General features: G+C 63.7%; 15 protein-coding genes. 7 read left to right on the forward strand and 8 right to left on the reverse strand.

What is annotated here, in order from left to right; all coding sequences use genetic code 11:
* Positions 1–128 precede the first annotated feature (128 nt).
* Entirely contained in the window at positions 129–2,405 is a 2,277-nt protein-coding gene (locus VGP39_RS02115; RefSeq protein ID WP_327566456.1) for a fused MFS/spermidine synthase, read from the forward strand.
* Between the two features lie 72 nt (positions 2,406–2,477).
* On the opposite strand, the gene VGP39_RS02120 is transcribed toward VGP39_RS02115, so the two are convergent.
* Positions 2,478–3,248, reverse strand: a complete 771-nt coding sequence (locus tag VGP39_RS02120; protein ID WP_327566457.1) for a L,D-transpeptidase — start codon at positions 3,246–3,248, stop codon at positions 2,478–2,480.
* A 225-nt stretch (positions 3,249–3,473) separates the two neighbouring features.
* On the opposite strand from VGP39_RS02120, the gene VGP39_RS02125 reads away from it, so the two are divergent.
* Positions 3,474–3,794 (forward strand): hypothetical protein, encoded by a 321-nt coding sequence (locus tag VGP39_RS02125; RefSeq protein WP_327566458.1) that lies wholly within the window; start codon positions 3,474–3,476, stop codon positions 3,792–3,794.
* 136 nt (positions 3,795–3,930) lie between these two features.
* Here the strand turns inward: VGP39_RS02125 and VGP39_RS02130 are convergent, their stop codons facing one another.
* From VGP39_RS02130 to VGP39_RS02150, 5 genes are all read right to left on the reverse strand, one after another.
* Entirely contained in the window at positions 3,931–4,692 is a 762-nt protein-coding gene (locus VGP39_RS02130) for an ABC transporter permease (RefSeq protein WP_327566459.1), read from the reverse strand.
* On the reverse strand, positions 4,689–5,612 hold the full coding sequence (locus VGP39_RS02135) for an ABC transporter ATP-binding protein (RefSeq protein ID WP_327566460.1): 924 nt from the start codon (positions 5,610–5,612) through the stop codon (positions 4,689–4,691). The genes VGP39_RS02130 and VGP39_RS02135 overlap by 4 nt, the downstream gene beginning before the upstream one ends.
* Before the next feature lie 561 nt (positions 5,613–6,173).
* Complete coding sequence (locus VGP39_RS02140; RefSeq protein ID WP_327566461.1) at positions 6,174–6,494, reverse strand: helix-turn-helix domain-containing protein; 321 nt, start codon at positions 6,492–6,494, stop codon at positions 6,174–6,176.
* Positions 6,491–6,838, reverse strand: coding sequence for a type II toxin-antitoxin system RelE/ParE family toxin (locus VGP39_RS02145; RefSeq protein WP_327566462.1), 348 nt, complete (start codon positions 6,836–6,838; stop codon positions 6,491–6,493). The genes VGP39_RS02140 and VGP39_RS02145 overlap by 4 nt, the downstream gene beginning before the upstream one ends.
* Before the next feature lie 142 nt (positions 6,839–6,980).
* The gene (locus tag VGP39_RS02150; RefSeq protein WP_327566463.1) at positions 6,981–9,584 is read right to left on the reverse strand and encodes an ATP-dependent helicase; all 2,604 of its coding nucleotides are present in this window, start codon (positions 9,582–9,584) and stop codon (positions 6,981–6,983) included.
* 295 nt (positions 9,585–9,879) lie between these two features.
* On the opposite strand from VGP39_RS02150, the gene VGP39_RS02155 reads away from it, so the two are divergent.
* Positions 9,880–10,053: a DUF1328 domain-containing protein gene (locus tag VGP39_RS02155; RefSeq protein ID WP_327566464.1), complete on the forward strand. Its 174-nt coding sequence runs from the start codon at positions 9,880–9,882 to the stop codon at positions 10,051–10,053.
* A 61-nt stretch (positions 10,054–10,114) separates the two neighbouring features.
* On the opposite strand, the gene VGP39_RS02160 is transcribed toward VGP39_RS02155, so the two are convergent.
* A complete protein-coding gene (locus VGP39_RS02160; protein ID WP_327566465.1) occupies positions 10,115–10,624 on the reverse strand; it encodes a thioesterase family protein in 510 nt (169 codons plus the stop codon).
* A gap of 78 nt (positions 10,625–10,702) precedes the next feature.
* Between VGP39_RS02160 and VGP39_RS02165 the strand changes: the two genes are divergently transcribed.
* The 4 genes from VGP39_RS02165 to VGP39_RS02180 all read left to right on the forward strand — a co-directional run bounded on the left by VGP39_RS02165 (position 10,703) and on the right by VGP39_RS02180 (position 18,676).
* Positions 10,703–12,121: an FAD-binding oxidoreductase gene (locus VGP39_RS02165; protein WP_327566466.1), complete on the forward strand. Its 1,419-nt coding sequence runs from the start codon at positions 10,703–10,705 to the stop codon at positions 12,119–12,121.
* Between the two features lie 83 nt (positions 12,122–12,204).
* The gene (locus tag VGP39_RS02170; protein WP_327566467.1) at positions 12,205–13,515 is read left to right on the forward strand and encodes an MFS transporter; all 1,311 of its coding nucleotides are present in this window, start codon (positions 12,205–12,207) and stop codon (positions 13,513–13,515) included.
* A 105-nt stretch (positions 13,516–13,620) separates the two neighbouring features.
* Positions 13,621–14,853: a cytochrome P450 gene (locus tag VGP39_RS02175; protein ID WP_327566468.1), complete on the forward strand. Its 1,233-nt coding sequence runs from the start codon at positions 13,621–13,623 to the stop codon at positions 14,851–14,853.
* Positions 14,854–15,019: 166 nt separating this feature from the next.
* Positions 15,020–18,676, forward strand: coding sequence for an AsmA-like C-terminal region-containing protein (locus tag VGP39_RS02180; RefSeq protein WP_327566469.1), 3,657 nt, complete (start codon positions 15,020–15,022; stop codon positions 18,674–18,676).
* Between the two features lie 253 nt (positions 18,677–18,929).
* Here VGP39_RS02180 and VGP39_RS02185 read toward each other — a convergent pair whose 3' ends face one another.
* A complete protein-coding gene (locus VGP39_RS02185; protein ID WP_327566470.1) occupies positions 18,930–19,178 on the reverse strand; it encodes a ribbon-helix-helix domain-containing protein in 249 nt (82 codons plus the stop codon).
* Between the last annotated feature and the right edge of the window lie 57 nt (positions 19,179–19,235).

The following is a 19,235-nucleotide window of genomic DNA, read 5'->3' on the forward strand; positions in this document are numbered from 1 at the left end:
GAAGATTGATGGATACGCGGGTCAAGCCCGCGTATGACGATCTTGCGCGATGCGAGGCCATGCGCTTCAAGTCTCGCTCCAACTTCTGTCCGCCGCCGGTTATCAGCCGGATCCAAGCCGGAGTTTTCATGTCGTTGCCGATGCCGCCCGCCGCGGATCAGACCTCCGTTTCCCGAAACAGGCTGATCCTGATCGTCTACACCGCCGCCATCTTCACCAGCGCGCTGCTGCTGTTCTCGGTGCAGCCGCTGTTCACCAAGATGGTGCTGCCCCGGCTCGGCGGCTCGCCTGCGGTGTGGTCGGTCGCGATGGTGTTTTTTCAGTCGCTGCTGCTCGGCGGCTATGCCTACGCACATTATTTGATGCAGGTCCGCAACCGCATCGTTCCGGTCGTAGTGCATCTGGTGCTGCTGGTGGTCGCGTTGCTGACGCTGCCGCTGTCGATCGCGACCGGCTGGGGCGAACCTCCGACCAGCGGCTACGCCTTCTGGCTGCTGGGGCTGTTCGCGGTGTCGATCGGGCTGCCGTTCTTCGCGCTGGCGGCCAACAATCCGCTGCTGCAGGCGTGGTTCGTGCGCACCGGGCACCCGAACGGACCAGATCCGTATTTCCTCTATGCTTCCTCGAATATCGGCAGCTTCCTGGCGCTGCTGTCCTATCCGGTGCTGCTGGAGCCGATGTTCACGCTGCGCACGCAGAACCTGATCTGGACCAGCCTCTATGGCGTGCTGATCGTGCTGATCGCCGGTTGCGGCCTGCTGCTGCTGCGCTCGCCGGCGAATGTGGTTGTCGAGCAGAGCGATGATGCCGATGCTCCCGCGCCGGATTGGGCGCTGCGGTTGCGCTGGATTTTTCTTGCCGCGGTGCCATCGGGCCTGCTGATCGCGGTGACCGCGCATATTTCCACCGATGTCGCCGCCGCGCCGCTGCTGTGGGTGCTGCCGTTGTCGCTGTATCTCCTGACCTGGGTGCTGGTGTTCCAGTCGCGCCCGTTGCTGCCGCATCAATGGGTGTTGATGTTGCAGCCGCTGGCGATTGCCGGTGCGGTCGTGCTGCTCGCCGTCGGTGGCGAGCGGAACCTGCTGTTGACGCTGGGCGGTCATCTGCTTTGCTTTTTCATCATCGCGATGGCGTGCCACGGCGAACTGGCGCGCACCCGGCCCGCCTCGAAATATCTCACCGGCTTCTACGTTGCGCTGTCGTTCGGCGGCATGGTCGGCGGACTGTTCGCGGGGCTGATTGCGCCCTTCACATTCTCCTGGATCGCCGAATATCCGATCCTGGTCGCGCTTGCGGTGCTGTGCCGTCCCCCGGCAGATGAGCGTTTTTCCCGGTGGAGCCGCTGGTACTGGCCGCTGCTCGCCGCCGCCGCGGTGGCGCTGATCGCCCCAATCTATAGCGGCGGCAAGATGTTTACGTGGCTGGACGATCATCGGATCTATGTGATCAGCGGGGTCGCGATCGCCGGGATGATGCTGGCAATCCTGCTGAAGGCGGACCGCGCCAAGCTGGCCGGCATCGTCATACTGGCGCTGGTGCTGATCCGCGTCTATCCGTCCGACGACGGGCGAGTCGAAACCGTGCGCAGCTTTTTCGGCGTGCACAAGATCGTGGTGACGGCGAACGGGCAATATCACGTGCTGATGCACGGCACCACGATTCACGGCGCCGAGAAATTCCGCAACGACGATACCTCGCCCGTCACCGGACGGCCCGAGGCGATCACCTACTATCACAAGGACGGCGGCATCGGGCAGGCAATCGCCGCCATCCGCGCGCGCAAGGGCGGCCCGATCCGCGTCGCGGTGATCGGCCTCGGCGCCGGCACGCTGACCTGTGCCTCCGAGCCCGGCGAGGGCTGGAAATTCTTCGAGATCGACCAGACCATGGTCGATACCGCGCGCGACCCGAAATATTTCACCTTCATCCGGAAATGCGAACCGGACCTGAAGCCGGTGATCGGCGACGCGCGGCTGACTTTTGCGAAGGAGCCGGACGGCGTCTACGATCTGATCATCGTCGATGCCTATTCGTCGGATGCGATTCCGATTCACCTCGCGACCGAGGAGGCGATGGAGATCTACAAGCAAAAACTGGCGCCGCAGGGCGCGGTGGTGATGCATGTCTCCAACCGGCATCTGGAACTGTCCAGCGTCGTGGTCGGCATCGCCGACGCCAACGATCTCAAGAGCTGGGTCTACAGCGAGGATTCCGGCCGCGACAACGAATACATCTTCTCGACGTCGGTGGTAGTTTCAGCGCGGAAGGAGGCCGACGTCGGCACGCTCGCCTCATCCGACAAATGGGCGCTGACCGAGGCCGAGCACAATCAGCGGGTCTGGACCGACGACTATTCCAACGTGCTCGGCGCGGTGTGGCGCCGGCTTCGCGACGGCGAGCAGTAGTTCTTACCTCTCTCCACAGGGGAGAGGTGAAGAAAAGCACCGCTGACGATTCAACGCAGAGTCATCAACGCTCTAGTACTGCTGATAGTACTGACGCGGATAGCCTTGCACGTAGTAGCCTTGCGGCGCGGCGTAATAGCCTTGCTGCCCCTGCGGCGTGTAATATTGCTGGCCCTGCGCGTCGTACATGCGGCGATAGCCGCGCGGCGCCGGATAGCGGGCGTCGGGCGAAGAGCCGTCGGCGGGATAGATGTAGCCCTCCGCCCGTGCTTGCGGTGCGATCTGGCGCTGCTGCGGCGTGATCACGATCGGATCGCCGGCGGCATCATATTGAGGTGCGCGAACTTGCGGGTTGGTATCGCGGCGCGCGACTGCATTGCTCCGAGGCTTCGGATTGCGGGCGAGCGCGACCTGCGACGAGCCGGTCAGCGTCACCGTGGTGTTGAGCACGCCTTCACTTTTCACCAGCGCGTACAGCGTCGAGGCGTTGGCCTTCGATAGCCGCACGCAGCCATGGGAAGCCGGACTGCCGAGGCGGTTTTCGAAGTCCGTGCCGTGAATGGCGTGGCCGATCTTGGTGAAGAAGATCGAGTGCGGCATCGGCGCGTCGTCGAACTCCTTGGAGTAGTGATCTTCCTCCATCCGGAACGCGCGAAAACTGCCGTTCGGGGTCTCATAGGCGGGCAGCCCTGAGGAGACCGGCCAGTGATAGCGCTCCACGCCGTCGACCGCGACGGTCATCCGCTGCGCGTCCTTGTCGACGGTGATAGCGACCTTGGCGTGTGCGGATGAGCAAGCGGCCAGCAAGACAATGCCCATCAGGGCAACCAGAGGGGAGCGCATTTCGTTTCTACCTTCGGCCTTAAGGCCCTGACACCTGACGCCACCGGTCCGTCCCCCGAGCCATAATGCACAAAGGACGACTTTGTTTCCAGTGGCTTGGTAGTGGGATCGTTAACGGCAGAAACGGCGCAAACATGGCGGCCGCAGGGCTTCGTTTCGGCGCTCACGCAACTTATTGGCAGCGGTGGCGTTGTATCGCGCACCGCATGGTCAGGGGAATTTTAGATGAAGACGAACACTTCGACGCTGCAGGCCGGCACTTCCATCAAGATTTATCTCGCGGTGGCCGCGACGGCGCTTGCCTTGCTGGCCATTCCGCACCCCGGCCACGCCCAGGGCGTTTTCCGCGGCGCCGAGCAGGGCGGCAGGGAAGGCGTGCGCGAGGGTGGCCGCGCGGCGGGTCCCGTCGGCGCGGTTGTCGGCGGCGCGATCGGCACCGGCGTCGGAGCCGCCGTTGGCGGCGTCCGCGGCGTGCTTGGCGTCGATCGAGGGCGCCGCTGCCGCGGCTATTATACGCGCCGCGGCTACTTCCGCTGCTATCGGTGATGCTCTCCCTCGTCATGCCCGGGCTTGTCCCGGGCATCCACGTTTTTCCGGCGGTGCGTGGATCAAAGACGTGGATGGCCGGGACAAGCCCGGCCATGACGAGTTCTGCGCGCGCGTCCCGGAATGACGGAGTGCATCAGTTCTTCAGCCGGTAGCCGGTCTTGAAGATCCACCATACCGTGATCATGCAGATCGCGAGGAACGTCAGCGTGACCCCGACGCTGAGGCCGATGCTGACGTCGGCGATCTCGTAAAAGCTCCAGCGGAAGCCCGAGATCAGATAGACCACCGGATTGAGCAGCGTGATGGTGCGCCATCCCGACGGCAACATGTTGACCGAGTAGAAGCTGCCGCCGAGAAACGTCAGCGGCGTCACCACCAGCATCGGGATCATCTGCAGCTTCTCAAAACCGTCGGCCCAGATGCCGATGATGAAGCCGAACAGGCTGAAGGTCACCGCGGTCAGCACCAGGAACGCCAGCATCCACCAGGGATGATGGATATGCAGCGGCACGAACAGCCCGGCGGTGGCGAGAATGATCAGGCCGAGGACGATCGACTTGGTCGCGGCGGCGCCGACATAGCCGAGCACGATCTCGAAATACGACACCGGCGCCGACAGGATTTCGTAGATGGTGCCGACGAATTTCGGAAAATAGATGCCGAACGAGGCGTTGGCGATGCTCTGCGTCAGCACCGAGAGCATCACCAGCCCCGGCACGATGAAGGTGCCGTTGCTGACGCCCTCGATCTCGGCGATGCGCGAGCCGATTGCCGCCCCGAACACCACGAAATACAGCGAGGTCGAAACCACCGGCGAGACGATGCTTTGCAGCAGCGTGCGCCAGGTGCGCGCCATTTCGAACAGATAGATCGCACGGACCGCCCGGAAATTCATGGCGTCCTCACCAGGCTGACGAAAATGTCTTCCAGCGAACTCTGGCTGGTGTCGAGATCGGAGATGCGGATGCCGGCATTGCGCAGGTCGCTGAGCAGGCTGGTGATGCCGGTGCGCTCGCCCTTGGTGTCATAGTTGTAGGTCACGCCGCGGCCGTCGTCCGACAGTTCGAGACGGTAGGCCGCAAGTGCCGCGGGCACCGCATCGATCCTGCTTTGCAGATGCAGCGTCAGGCGCTTCTTGCCGAGCTTCTGCATCAGGCCGGCCTTGTCCTCGACCAGGATGATCTCGCCCTTGTTGATGACGCCGATACGGTCGGCCATCTCCTCGGCCTCCTCGATGTAATGCGTTGTCAGGATGATGGTGACGCCTGCGGATTGCAGCGCCCGCACCACCTCCCACATGCCCTTGCGCAATTCCACGTCGACGCCGGCGGTGGGCTCGTCGAGGAACAGGATCTGCGGCTCGTGCGACAGCGCTTTTGCGATCATCACGCGGCGCTTCATGCCGCCGGACAGCGTGGTGATCTTGGCGTCCTTCTTGTCCCACAGCGACAGGTCTTTCAGCACCTTCTCGATATGGGCGGGATTTTTCGGCTTGCCGAACAGGCCGCGGCTGAAGCTCACCGTCGCCCACACCGATTCGAACGCGTCGGTATGCAATTCCTGCGGCACTAGGCCGATCAGCGAGCGCGCGGCGCGGTAATTGGCATTGATATCGTGACCATCGACCAGCACCTTGCCTTGGCTCAGATTCGCGATGCCGCAGATGATGCTAATCAGCGTAGTCTTGCCGGCGCCATTCGGTCCCAGCAGCGCGAAGATTTCGCCGCGGTTGATGTCGAGATTGATATTGCTCAGGGCCTTGAAGCCGGAGCCGTAGGTCTTGGACAGATTTTGGACGGAAATGATGGGAGGCATAGGCGGCAAAATCAATGACGTGGAAGCGGTGCGGGCGGGACTGTTAGATAGGAACGTTAGGCCCGTTCCGCAATCCGCACACCGCCGTCATCCTGAGGTGCTCGCCGCCTCTTTGCGGCGAGCCTCGAAGGATGGAAGCAAGCACCGGTGTCTGCGGCGATCCTTCGAGACGCCGCGCAAGGGCGCGGCTCCTCAGGATGACGGTGGCAAGACCGTCATTGCGAGGAGCCCTTGCGACGAAGCAATCCAGCCTTCCTCGACCGTGCTCCGGGCCCCTGGATTGCTTCGCACATCGTGCGGCGCGTCGCGCCGCCCGCTGGCTCGCAATGACGCAAACATTCAGATACTCTCGGGAGCTAGTTCGCTGCAGCTCGGTCCAAGCCTTCGCAACGCATTTGATCGCGCCCGGCTTCAAACCGCCGGCGATCGCCAAAGCGCATTTTCTTGTGAGCCGGACAACATCCATTGGCCTTGTGCGGCTTGCACAGCAGGCATCCAGCACGCGCGGATTTCGGACGTTTGCGTTTGTGGTTCATGGCTTCTTGAACTCGGGCTCGGCAGTTACGCCACCTTGTTCGTCTTCGCGAGTGCACGGCGAGCGGCTTTAGGCTCATTCTTAATGACATTGATAAGTGCTCGGGCTGCGCCGGAAGGACGGCGCGTCCCTAGCTCCCATTTTCTTACGGTACCGACGCCGGTTCCAATCAACGCGGCGAACTCGTCCTGCGACAGGCCGAGCGTCAGCCGCGCTTCGCGTGCATCGGTCTCCTTTGGACTGACACGATGCACGATTGCCTTAGTAGGTTTTCCCAAGACATAATCATGCGCTTCGCGCAAACTCGCGCGGATATCGTCGGCAAGCCGGCTGTTTTTGCGCGTCATTTTCTTTTCCATTGTATCTTGATCTTTTTTGCGAACAGCGCAAATTCCCGTTTTTCCGCAGCCGTCAGATCGCCTTTTTCATTTTTGGCATGAAGCGCCAGCAGGAAAATCGGAAAATCCTCGTTGTAGAAATAGTAAACGACTCGCGCTCCGCCACGCTTGCCTACGCCATCGCGTCCGATACGTACTTTTCTCAAACCGCCTGTGCCCGGAATGACCTCACCGCATACCGGCTCATAAGCGATCAGGTCGACGACCGCGTCTCGCTGTCCGGCGGTCAACAACTGGCTCGCACGGCGACGATATCCGTCAACCTCGATTACCGAAACGGGGCGCGTGACCATCCTTGGTATACCCCAATGGGGCTTATAACGCAAGGTCGGCTAACATGAAATATTACTGCTAGCCCCAGCATTCCAAGCCTGCCGTCAATTTATACGTCGGAGGCCTGACGCCGCCCACCTAGCGCCGGTTGAGCGCGGAGCCCTACACTCGCTCCACAAAACTATCGACCACCTTTTTCTCGCCGGCCTTTTCGAACGCGATGGTGAGCTTGTTGCCGTCGACCTTCACCACCTGGCCGTAGCCGAATTTTTGGTGAAACACGCGGTCGTCGAGCGAAAATTCCGACGTGGTGCCAGTGGATTTCGCGACCAACTCGCCTTCGATGGTCATCGGCGCGCGCTTGTTGCGCGACCAGTTGTCGCCGCGCGGCGATGAAAACGGCGACTGGCTTTCATTAAAGCCGCCGCCGGCCTGTCCGCCGCCATTGCGTCCCTGGCCGCGGGCGCGGTTGGCCTGGGCGCGCTGCCAGCCCGGCGTCGTGTAGCTCGAGCCGAACGATTCGACATTGTCGAAGCGCGAGGGGCCGTAGCCGCTACTTCCGCCCCAGCCGGAGCCACCCTTGGACTCCGTGATCTCGACATTCGCCGCCGGCAATTCATCGAGAAAGCGCGACGGAATCGTGGTCGACCACGAGCCGCGAATCCGCCGGTTGGTGGCGAAATAGAGCTTTGCACGGCGGCGTGCCCGCGTCAGCCCGACATGGGCGAGGCGGCGCTCTTCCTCGAGGCCCGCGCGGCCCTGCTCGTCCAGCGCGCGCTGATGCGGAAACAGGCCTTCCTCCCAGCCCGGCAGGAACACGTTGTCGAATTCCAGGCCCTTCGCCGAATGCAGCGTCATCAGCGACACCGCGTCGGCATCGGCGCCGGTGTCGCGGTCCATCACCAGCGAGATGTGTTCGAGGAATCCCTGCAGGTTCTCGAATTCCTCCATCGAGCGCACCAGCTCTTTGAGGTTTTCCAGCCGGCCCGCGGCGTCGGCAGAGCGGTCCTTCTGCCACATCTCGGTATAGCCGCTCTCGTCCAGCACGATTTCGGCCAGTTCGGTGTGCGGCATGACCTCGCTTTGCGCGCGCCAGCGCACGAAACTGTCGAGCAGCGCGCGCAGCGAACTGCGTGCCTTCGGTTTTAGTTCGTCGGTCTCCACCACGGCGGCGGCTGCATCGGAGAGAGGCATGCGGCGCTTGCGGGCGATATCGTGCAGCATCTGCACGGTAGCGTCGCCAAGTCCGCGCTTCGGCACGTTGACGATGCGTTCGAAGGCGAGGTCGTCGGCCGGCGAGTTGATCACGCGCAAATACGCCAGCGCGTCGCGGATTTCGGCGCGCTCGTAGAACCGCGGGCCGCCGATCACCCGATAGGGCAGGCCGAGCGTGACGAAACGATCCTCGAATTCGCGCATCTGGAACGAGGCGCGCATCAGGATCGCGACATCGTTGAGCTTGTGGCCCGCGCGCTGCAGCTGCTCGATCTCCTCGCCGATGGCGCGGGCTTCCTCCTCGGAATCCCAGGAGCCGGTAACGGTGACCTTCTCGCCGTCGACGTCCTCGGTACGCAAGGTCTTGCCGAGCCGGCCTTCATTATGCGCGATCAGATGCGAGGCGGCGGCGAGGATATGGCCGGTGGAGCGGTAGTTGCGCTCCAGCCGGATCACTTTCGCGCCGGGAAAATCGTGGTCGAAGCGCAGGATGTTGTCCACTTCGGCGCCGCGCCAGCCATAGATCGACTGGTCGTCGTCGCCGACGCAGCAGATGTTCTTGGCGTGGGGCACTTCCTTCGCCTCTCCCCGCAGGGGAGAGGTCGCCACGTCGCGCAGCGACGGGGCGGGTGAGGGGCCTTCGAGCGCCAACGACGACCGTTCCCCCTCACCCGGCTCGCTTTGCTCGCCGACCTCTCCCCGTTGGGGAGAGGTGGAGACGGGGCCCGCCTTCACCGACGGCGCCTGCGCCAGCAGCCGCAGCCACAGATACTGCGCGACGTTGGTGTCCTGGTATTCGTCGACCAGGATGAACCTGAAGCGGTTCTGATATTGCCGCAGCACATCGGGATGCTCGCGGAACAGCCGGATGTTCTCCAGCAGCAGGTCGCCGAAATCCGCGGCGTTGAGAATCTTCAAGCGTTCCTGATAGGCCGCGTACAGCTTGCCGCCCTTGCCGTTGCCGAACACCGCGGCTTCGCCCGGCGGCACCTGCGAGGGCGTCAGGCCGCGATTCTTCCAGCCGTCAATCAACCCCGCCAGCATCCGCGCCGGCCAGCGCTTGTCGTCGATATTGTCGGCCTGCAGCAACTGCTTGAGCAGGCGGATCTGGTCGTCCACATCCAGCACGGTGAAATTGGATTTCAACTGCACCAGTTCGGCATGGGTGCGCAGAATGCGGCCGCCGATGGAGTGAAAGGTGCCGAGCCACGGCATGCCTTCCACGGCTTGCCCCAGCATCTGGCCGAGCCGCAGCTTCATCTCGCGCGCGGCCTTGTTGGTGAAGGTGACAGAGAGGATTTCGCCGGGGCGGGCGCGGCCCTGGCTGAGAATGTGCGCGATGCGGCAGGTCAGCACCCGCGTCTTGCCGGTGCCCGCGCCGGCCAGCACCAGCACCGGGCCGTCCAGCGCCTCAACCGCCTCGCGCTGCTCGGGATTGAGTCCTGCGAGATATTGCGGCGTCGCGGTGGCGCGTGCACGCGCGGCAATGCCGCCAGCCGCGGGCTGGTGCTCGGGGACGCCGGGATGGCTCAGTCTGTTCGGCTCGGTCATGCGAATCGTCTTACCCCCACGATGGCACCGCGGGGCCGTGAAGGGGAGCCTTGATAGCAGGATTGAACGTCATATAAGGCGTTGGCCGGCAATTTACAGGAGTTATCCCGCCGCACGCGGCGGAGCCGGGCGGGCGCTGATCAATCGATGTCGTTCCTTTTTATCGCGCAATTTTGAGCGGTGCGCGGTGACGGAACCGCCCGGAACTTTTGTTCCAAGCGCGAATTATTCCTGCAATCCGCGCGATGTCGTGGTCGCGGTCGGGTCGAACAAAAGGTAAGCAGAGGATCGTGTCATGTTAGGCTGGGTTGTTACGTTTCTGATCGTAGCACTGATTGCAGGCATTCTGGGCTTTGGCGGCGTCGCCGGCGCGTCCATCGAAATCGCCAAGATCATCTTTTTTGTCGCAGTCGTGCTGTTCCTGATTTCGGCCGTGGTCGGCCTGGCGCGGGGCCGAACCCGGGTCTAGCGCAAGTGTCTTTGGAGCGTGATTTCTTCGGAAAACCGGCATCCACTTTTCCGGATCATGCTTATTTCGAGGGCATCGCGACCTTGCGGCCGATGCCCTCGGGCCGGGCAATGGTGCGATGCGCATTCGCCAACGCGTCGATGCGGGCGCGAATATCCGGCGGAAACGGCGCGGTTTTCCGAGCCGACATGTCGATGTGGATCGTCATGTTTTCCGAGGTGGCCGACAGCCAGCCCTCCGTAGCGTGGCGCAACTCCTCGAATGTGTGCAGCCGCTTCTCGTCGGCTTCGACCAGCAGGACAGACACCTGCACCGGGTCGCCAAGATTGATTTCCCTGATATAGCGGACATGGCATTCGGCGGTGAAGGTCGAACCGTTGCGCGCCTTCATATAGGCCGGACCGATGCCGAGCTTAAGCCATAGTTCGTCGATCGCGCGGTCGAACATCACATTGTAGTAGGCCATGTTGAGGTGGCCGTTATAGTCGATCCATTGCGGCTCGATCTGCATCACCGAGGCCAGGAAAGGCACCGGTCGAACCAGATCGTCGGCGGCGAGAGAAGTCGTCATTCCCGGTCCTCATCTGCGCAGATCGCTTGACCCGTTATACATCCTTTGCCACGGTCCTTGCGCCCGGAGGAAGCTTGAGTGGATCTATCAATACCGCATAATCTGGCGCGGCCGGAGCCGCAGGCGCTGGCGAGCACCATTGAAGCGCTCGCCGCGCGGTTCGGCAACCGGCTGGTGACCTCGCAGGCGGTGCGCGACCAGCACGCCCATACCACAACATGGCTGGCGGCGCAGCCGCCCGACGCCGTGGTGATGGCGCAGGAGACCGCCGATATTCAGGATGTGGTGCGGATTTGCGCATCGCATCGCGTACCGGTGATCGCGTTCGGCACCGGCACCTCGCTGGAGGGGCAGGTCAACGCGCCGGCCGGCGGCGTCTGCGTCGATCTGCGGGACATGAACCAGGTGCTCGAAGTTCATGCCGAGGATCTGGACTGCGTGATCCAGCCCGGCGTCACCCGCAAGGCGCTGAACGAGCACTTGCGCGATCGCGGATTGTTCTTTCCGATCGATCCCGGCGCCGATGCCTCGATCGGCGGCATGGCCTCAACCCGGGCGTCCGGCACCAACGCGGTGCGCTACGGCACCATGCGCGACAATGTGCTGGCGCTGAAGGTGGTGCGCGGGGACGGCGAGATCATTACCACCGGCACGCGCGCCAAAAAATCTTCCGCCGGATACGACCTGACCCATCTGTTCGTCGGCGCCGAAGGCACGCTCGGGATCATCTCCGAGCTGACCATCAAGCTGCGCGGCATTCCCGAAACCATCGCCGCGGCGTCCTGTTCGTTCGAAAGCGTGCAGGGTGCCTGCCAGGCCACCATCCTGGCGATCCAGACCGGGATTCCCGTCGCGCGCATCGAATTGCTGAATGCCGCGCAGGTCCGCGCCTGCAATTCCTATTCAAAGCTCTCGCTGCCGGAAACGCCGCTGCTGCTGCTGGAATTCCATGGCAGCGAGAACGACGTCGCCGAGCAGTCGAAAAACTTCGGCGAAATCGCGCGCGAGTGCGGCGGCGGAGATTTTACCTGGACCACCAGACCCGAGGATCGCACCAAACTGTGGCAGGCGCGGCACGACGCTTATTGGGCGGTCAAGAGCCTGCGTCCCGGGTCCGGCGTGGTAGCTACCGACGTTTGCGTGCCGATTTCGCGGCTGGCCGATTGCGTCGCGGAGACCGAAGAAGACCTGAAACGCCTCAATCTGATGTCGCCGATCGTCGGACATGTCGGCGACGGCAATTTCCATTGCTCGTTGTTGTGCGACGTCGACGACGCTGACGAGATGGCGCGCGGCGACGACTTCATGCATCGGCTCGTCAAGCGCGCGCAGGCGATGGGCGGCACCTGCACCGGCGAGCACGGCATCGGCCAGGGCAAGCAGAAATATCTGAAGGCGGAACTGGGGCCTGAAGCCATCGACGCCATGCGCGCGCTGAAGCGAGCGCTCGATCCGCAGAATATCTTCAATCCCGGCAAGATATTGCCCGCGAGCTAATTCTCGACGCAAATTGCGGCGCGGCACGCAGAATCGTCGGCGTTATCGCGCTCTACCTCAACACGCCAATAACAGGCTCCTCGATGCGGCTTCCCTTCTTTTACGGCTGGATCATTGTCGCGGTGACGTTCGTCACCATGGCGATCGGCGTGACCGCCCGCACCTCGTTTTCGCTGCTGTTTCCGCCGATCGTCCAAGAGTTCAGCTGGGAACGCGGCATCACGGCGGGGGCCTTTTCGTTTGGCTTTCTGGTCTCCGGGGTGATGAGCCCGCTGATCGGCCGAATGATGGACCGTTTTGGTCCTCGCGCGGTCATGGAGCTTGGCGTCGTCCTGATGGGAGGCGGCATGCTGCTGGCGCCGCTGACGACACAGCCATGGCATCTCTACCTGACCATCGGCGTCCTGGTGGGCGGTGGCAGCGTCTGTCTGGGCTACTCCGGCCAATCGCTGTTCCTGCCCAACTGGTTCGTGCGCCGGCGCGGGCTCGCGATCGGCATTGCGTTCGCGGGCGTCGGCATCGGCTCCATCATCATGCTGCCCTGGGTGCAACTGATGATCGAGCAAACCGGATGGCGCACCGCATGCACGGCCATGGGTATTCTGGTTCTTGCCGTGCTGGCGCCGATCAATCTGCTGCTGCGAAAGCGGCCGCAAGACATTGGACTCGAGCCCGATGGAGATGCAGCGCCGAGCGCATCCTCGCGCCCCGTCTCCAATATCGTCGATCCTGACTGGGTGGCTGTCGACTGGACGCTGGCGCGCGCCATGCGAACCGCGCCGTTCTGGTGGATCGCACTCGGCTACTTCTGTGGACTGTACATCTGGTACGCCGTGCAGGTTCATCAGACCAAATATCTGCTCGACATCGGTTTCAACCCAAGCGTGGCCGCATTTGCGCTGGGCCTCGTCAGTCTGCTCGGCATACCCGGCCAGATCGTGCTCGGCCATGTCTCCGATCGCATCGGCCGGGAATGGGTTTGGGCCCTCAGCTGCATCGGATTTGCGATTTGCTTCGCGGCGCTGATCGCGCTGACGTACGTGCCGACGCTGGCGCTGCTCTACGTGATGGTCGCCGCCCAAGGCGTGCTCGGCTACGGCCTGACGTCGATCATGGGCGCGGTGGTGCTGGAGATCTTCGAAGGCAAGCAGTTCGGCAGCATCTTCGGCACCTTGATGCTGGCAGCCCTTGCCGGCGGGGCTGCAGGTCCGTTGGTGACGGGTATCCTGCATGACATTTACGGCAACTATACTGTCGCATTTGTTATCGGTATCGGGGTGAGCGGACTGTCCGCAGTCGCGATCTGGCTGGCGGCCCCCGGCAAGATTCGGGCGGTGGCGGGCCAATTGCATCGCTCGCACGCCGCCACGGCCAGCAGCGGCGCTGCCTCGTAGTGCCGAACCATTGGCCGCAGCGCTGAGATCTGCGATCCCTTGCGAAGCCCGCCGGTTGTGAGTTTAATCGGCGCTGAGCGGATAACCCCATGCCTCGAGGCCAACATGAATGAGCTTGCTCAGACCGCAAATACCGAGCCGCTATTCAATCCGCTGTCGCCGGATTACATCCGAGATCCCTATCCGTCCTATGAGCGGCTGCGAACCACGGACCCGATGCATCTCACGCCCTTTGGCGCCTACGTCGCGAGCCGGCATGCGGATGTGAGTCTGGTTCTGCGCGACAAGCGCTTCGGCAAGGATTTCGTCGAGCGCTCATCGCGCCGTTATGGACCTGAGATCATGGAGGAGCCGGTGTTTCGCAACATGCGGCACTGGATGCTGCAACAGGATCCGCCTGATCATACGCGGTTGCGCGGTCTGGTGGTGAAGGCCTTTACGGCGCGCAGGGTTGAGGACATGCGCCCGCGCATCCAGCAGGTCGTCGATGAAACGCTCGACCGCATCCTCGATCGCGGCCATATGGATCTGATCGAGGATTTTGCATTCCGGCTGCCGGTGACAATCATCTGCGACATGCTCGGAATTCCCGAGCAACACCGCGACACATTTTATACCAACTCGCGCAACGGCGGCCGACTGCTTGATCCGGTGCCGCTGTCGCGCGCCGAAATCGATGAAGGCAATGCCGGCAATCTGGAAGCGCAGGCGTATTTCCAGCAGTTGTTCGAGTTACGGCGGCGTAGCCCCGGCGACGACCTGATCACGCAACTGGTCCAGGCCGAAGAGGAGGGCAGCAAGCTTTCCAACGAGGAGCTGACCGGCAACATCATCCTGCTGTTCGGGGCGGGACACGAAACCACGGTCAACCTGATCGGAAACGGCATGCTGGCGCTGCATCGCAATCCCGATCAGCTTGCGCTGCTGAAGGCTAATCCGGCCCTCATCACCAATGCGGTCGAGGAGTTCCTGCGCTACGATTCCTCGGTCCAGATGACCGGACGGGTGGCGCTGGAAGACATCGACGACCTCGGCGGCAAGCGGATTCCAAAGGGCGAGCCCGTGCTCTGCCTGCTCGGCTCCGCCAACCGGGATCCGGCGGTCTATCCGGACCGGCCGGATCGTCTCGACATCACCCGCCCCAATGTACGTCCGCTGTCGTTCGGCGGCGGCATCCACTTCTGCCTCGGCGCCCAGTTGGCCCGCATCGAAGCGGAGGTCGCCATCGCGACCCTGCTGCGGCGCCTTCCGGATCTGAAGCTCGACAATGCCGAGAACCCGCAATGGCGGCCGACCTTCGTGCTGCGCGGCCTGAAAGCCTTGCCAGCCACCTGGTGATGGTGCCGAGTGGGCTGTCCCGTGGCGCCGCTGTGACTTCGCCACAGTTGTCTCTATATATGTCGCTGCTCCGGCATTGATTCAGCGCGGCGGCGGGCAATTGTTCCCGCCTACGCGGTTGTGGATGCCCTTGCTGCTCGCCGGACAGTATTCAAGAGGAGACGCCGTGCAGACGACGCTGCTCGGATTGGCGATTGCCTTTATCATTGCATTGATAGCCGCGCTGGTCGGACCGTACTTTATCGACTGGAACCAGTTCCGGCCGCAGTTCGAGGCGGAGGCGACGCGGATCATCGGTGCCCAGGTTCGCGTCGGTGGTGCGCTGGACGCGCGGCTGTTGCCGACGCCGTCGCTGCGGCTTCGCTCGGTGGCGGTGGGCGCTGCCAACGATCTTGGCAAAGTGCGGGCCGACAAGCTGGATGTGGAGTTCAATCTCGGTTCGCTGATGCGCGGCGAATGGCGTGCCACCGAACTGACCATCAACGGCGTGGCGCTCAATCTCGGCCTCGATGCGCAAGGCCGTATCGACTGGCCGGTGTCGACGGGAACGTTCAATCTGGGCTCGTTGGCAATCGACCGGCTAAACCTGACCGGCCGCATTGCGCTGCATGACGCCGCCAGCCGCGGTGCGCTCGAATTGAACGACATTGCCTTCAGCGGCGATGTACGTTCGCTGGCTGGGTCGATCCGCGGCGACGGCAACTTCTTGTTGTCCGGGACCCGCTATCCGTTTCGCGTGTCGTCCGGCCAAAGTCCTGACCGCGGCGGCACGCGCCTGCACCTTACCGTCGATCCCGGCACGCGAGCGCTGTCGGTCGATCTCGACGGCGTGCTGACCTTCGAGGGCCGCGCACCGCGTTTCGATGGCGCGGTGACACTGGCCGGTCCTGCCGAACCTAAGGCTGGCGGCGTAACTCAGACACCGTGGCGCCTGTCGGCGAGGCTCAAGGCCGATCCGGCCATGGCGCGGCTCGAGCAGCTTGAGGCAAGTTATGGGCTCGACGAAACCGCGCTGAAGTTTGCAGGGCTCGCCGATGTCCGGTTCGGGGCGTCGCCACTGCTGCATGCCGTGCTGTCGGCGCGGCAACTCGATGCGGATAAATTGCTCGGCAAGGACAACAGCGCGGCCGAGCCGACGCGGTTGCTGCCGGGGTTGCGCAATCTTGTCGCCGCGATCCCGCCGGCATTGCTTGCGACACAAATCGAAGTCAGCGCCGAGCAGATCATGCTCGGGGGCCGTCCGGTGCAGAGTTTCGGCGCGGATCTGCGCGGCGATCCCAAGGCGTGGACCATCGACCGGCTGGAGTTCCGCGCGCCGGGCGCCACCCGCGTGGCTCTCAACGGCCAGATCGCGCCGTCCGGCCCGTCCGGCAGCTTCAAGGGCGCGCTCAGCGTCGACTCCACCGATTCCAATACGCTTGCCGGGTGGCTGCAGGGCCGCAGCGAGATCGCCTATCGCAATCAAAAGCCGCTGCGCGTCAACGGCAATCTGACGGTGGCCTCGGACCGCATCGCCATCGATGGACTGAAGGCCGAGATTGACGGCGGCGCCCTGGAAGGGCGCGTCGCTGTTTTAGATCGGACCGCAGCCGGCGCCTCGCGCGTCGAGGCGGCGCTGAAGGCGGATCGTCTCGACCTCGAGGCCGCAACGGCTTTCACGCGGTCGCTTGCCGGCCCCGAGCCGGAATGGCCTGATGAGGCGCAGCTATCCCTGGATATCGGTCGCGCCGTAGTTGCGGGCCAGGAATTGCGTCCATTCGTGGCGAAGCTGAGCTACGGACCGAAGACGATCTTGCTGGATCATTTGAAAATCGGCGACGCCGGCGGCGTGATGATGGAAGGCGCCGGCAGCTTCGATCGCGCCAATGCAACCGGCAAGCTCGCTCTAAATGCAATTGCGGCGTCGTTTGCGCAGTTCACGGGCTTGATCGCACCGGTTGCGCCCGCGATCGGTGTGCGGCTCAATGCGATGGCGGTGCGGCCCGGCCCGGCACGCCTGAAGCTGTCGCTCGAGCTCGACAGGAACCCTGATCGTGCCGATCGTGCCAATGCGCATGCCGTGCTCGATCTCGACGCGCCTGACTTCAAGGGCGTCGCCACGATGACGGCGACGCCTGTCATCGCCGCGATGCGCGGAATCGATCTGGATGCGCTGGGGCGCAGCGAAATCGGCATCGAGTCGAAATTGTCGGCGCGGGGGCAGTCGCTGCTGACATTGCTGGGCCTGGAACGCGCGATCGCGGCCGGAGACGGCACGGCTCAGTTTGAAGGATCGGCGACGGGCATGTGGCGCGGCCCGCTGCGATTGAAAGCCAGGCTGTCCGGCACTCAGCTCGATGCCGAAGCGCAGGGCACCGCGGAGCCATGGGCATCGCAGCCCAACGCCGCCGTCAATCTTTCGGTTCTCCGCGCCAACCTCGCGCCGCTGTTCGATCTCAATCGCTCCAACGCGTCTGCAAGTATCAGCCTGTCCTCGCGCCTCAACCTTGCGGGCAGCAAGCTGACTTTCGACGACCTGGACGGCGTCGTCGGCGGCTCGCGGATACGCGGGCGCATTGCGCTCGAGCTCGGTGACGAAAAAGCCGTGGATGGCGAAGTCGGAATGGACACACTCGATCTGGCATCGGCATTCGCTCTCGCACTCGGCGCAGCGGGTCACGATGCGAGCGAGCCGCTCGGCCGTGGTTTGCTGCAAGGTTGGCGCGGCCGTCTCGCGTTTCAGGCGCTGCGCGGCGTGTTGCCCGGCAGCGGCGAAGTGCGCCCGGTCAGCGGCGTCCTCCGGGGCGACGGCCAGTCCCTAACATTCGACGATCTCAAGGGCGCGATCGGCGGCGGCGAAGCGACGGCGGCTGTCGAGGCGAAACAGACCGTCAATGGCCTCGCCGTGAACGCGCGGCTGCAATTCTCGGGTGTCGACGGTTCGGCCCTGCGTTACCGCGCGCTGGCGATGCCGGCAGGCCGCGCCTCGATGCGGATGACGCTGGCGAGCCAGGGCCGCAGCGCGTCCGCGCTGGCCGGCGCGTTGTCCGGCAGCGGCTTGCTGACGCTTGAGGCCGCGCGAATTGCGGGCCTTGATCCCAGGGCGTTCGAGGTCGCGGTCCGCGCCAGTGACAATGGGACAGCTACCGATGACGTTAAACTTCGGCAGATCGTCGAGCCTGTGCTGTCAGGTGGCGTACTCTCGGTCGCGTCGGCGCAGATTCCGTTCAATATCAGGGATGGCGCGCTGCGCGTCGGCGCGACCACGCTCGATGCCGAGGGCGCGCGCGCCATCGTGTCCGGTGGTTACGATATGTCGGCCGATCAAACCGACATTCGCGCTGCCCTCACATCGACCGCGGCCGGTTCAGCGACCAGCCGTCCGGAAATTCAGGTCTATGCTGTGGGATCGCCCGACGCTCTCGATCGTACCGTAGATGTCGCGGCCTTGTCGTCATGGCTGGCGGTGCGGGCGATCGATCGCGAAACCCGCCGTCTGGATTCGATCGAGCGCGGCGAACTGCCGCTGCCGGCATTGCCCGCGGCGATTCCACCGCCCGCGATGGCGCAGCCTCCTGCGGAAACGCATCCGGCCGCGGCGCTTCCTGACCTGCGGACACCCGAAGTCCAGGTTCCCGGTCGCGACCCGCGCCGCTACCCGCCGAAACCTCGCGTGAGCGCGCCACCAGTCGCGCCGCCGCTGTCCCATGCCCCTGTTGTCAGTCAGCAAGTTGCACCGTTGCCGCCGCCGATTGAAATCCGGCCCGCACCCGGTCCACCGGTAAGGCCGAAGCCGCGACCGCCGCTTGTGCTGACGCCGCCTGTCCAGACTATGCCGCGATAGGTCCTGTCAGCTCTCCGCGCTTGAGGGGACAGCAGACCGACGTTGCGGGCCGGCACTCAGCTCACCTCTCCCCGCAGGGGAGAGGTCGACGCGCATCGTCAGATGCGCGGCGGGTGAGGGGCCTGTCCGCTAAGTCCGAGTGCGTGGAGAGACCCCTCACCCGAAGCCTGCGCTGCGCTTCGGCTTCGACCTCTCCCCTGCGGGGAGAGGTGAGGAGCCGCTTCAACCTGAATTTATCACGCCCGGAAACCGATCACGGTTGCGTTTTATCCGTCGCCGCCGGCATCGCGCGGCTCCGGAAGTAATCCAGCACGAAAAGCCGGATCGCCGAGGACAGGTTGCCCTGCTGGCGGTTGCTGTCGATCTCGCCCACCAGTTCGGACAACGTCATGTCGCGCAGGCCCGAGATTTCCTTCACGCCGTTCCAGAATGCCTCTTCGAGGCTGACGCTGGTCTTGTGGCCGGCGACCACGATGGACCGTTTCACGACCGGCGATTTCATGATGCGTCCTCGCCATCGATGCGATGCTGGTCCAGTACATCGTTCGCACGGCTTGCA

Origin of the sequence: Bradyrhizobium sp. (assembly GCF_036009065.1) — a bacterium.
In the GTDB taxonomy this organism is placed as follows: Bacteria; Pseudomonadota; Alphaproteobacteria; order Rhizobiales; family Xanthobacteraceae; genus Bradyrhizobium.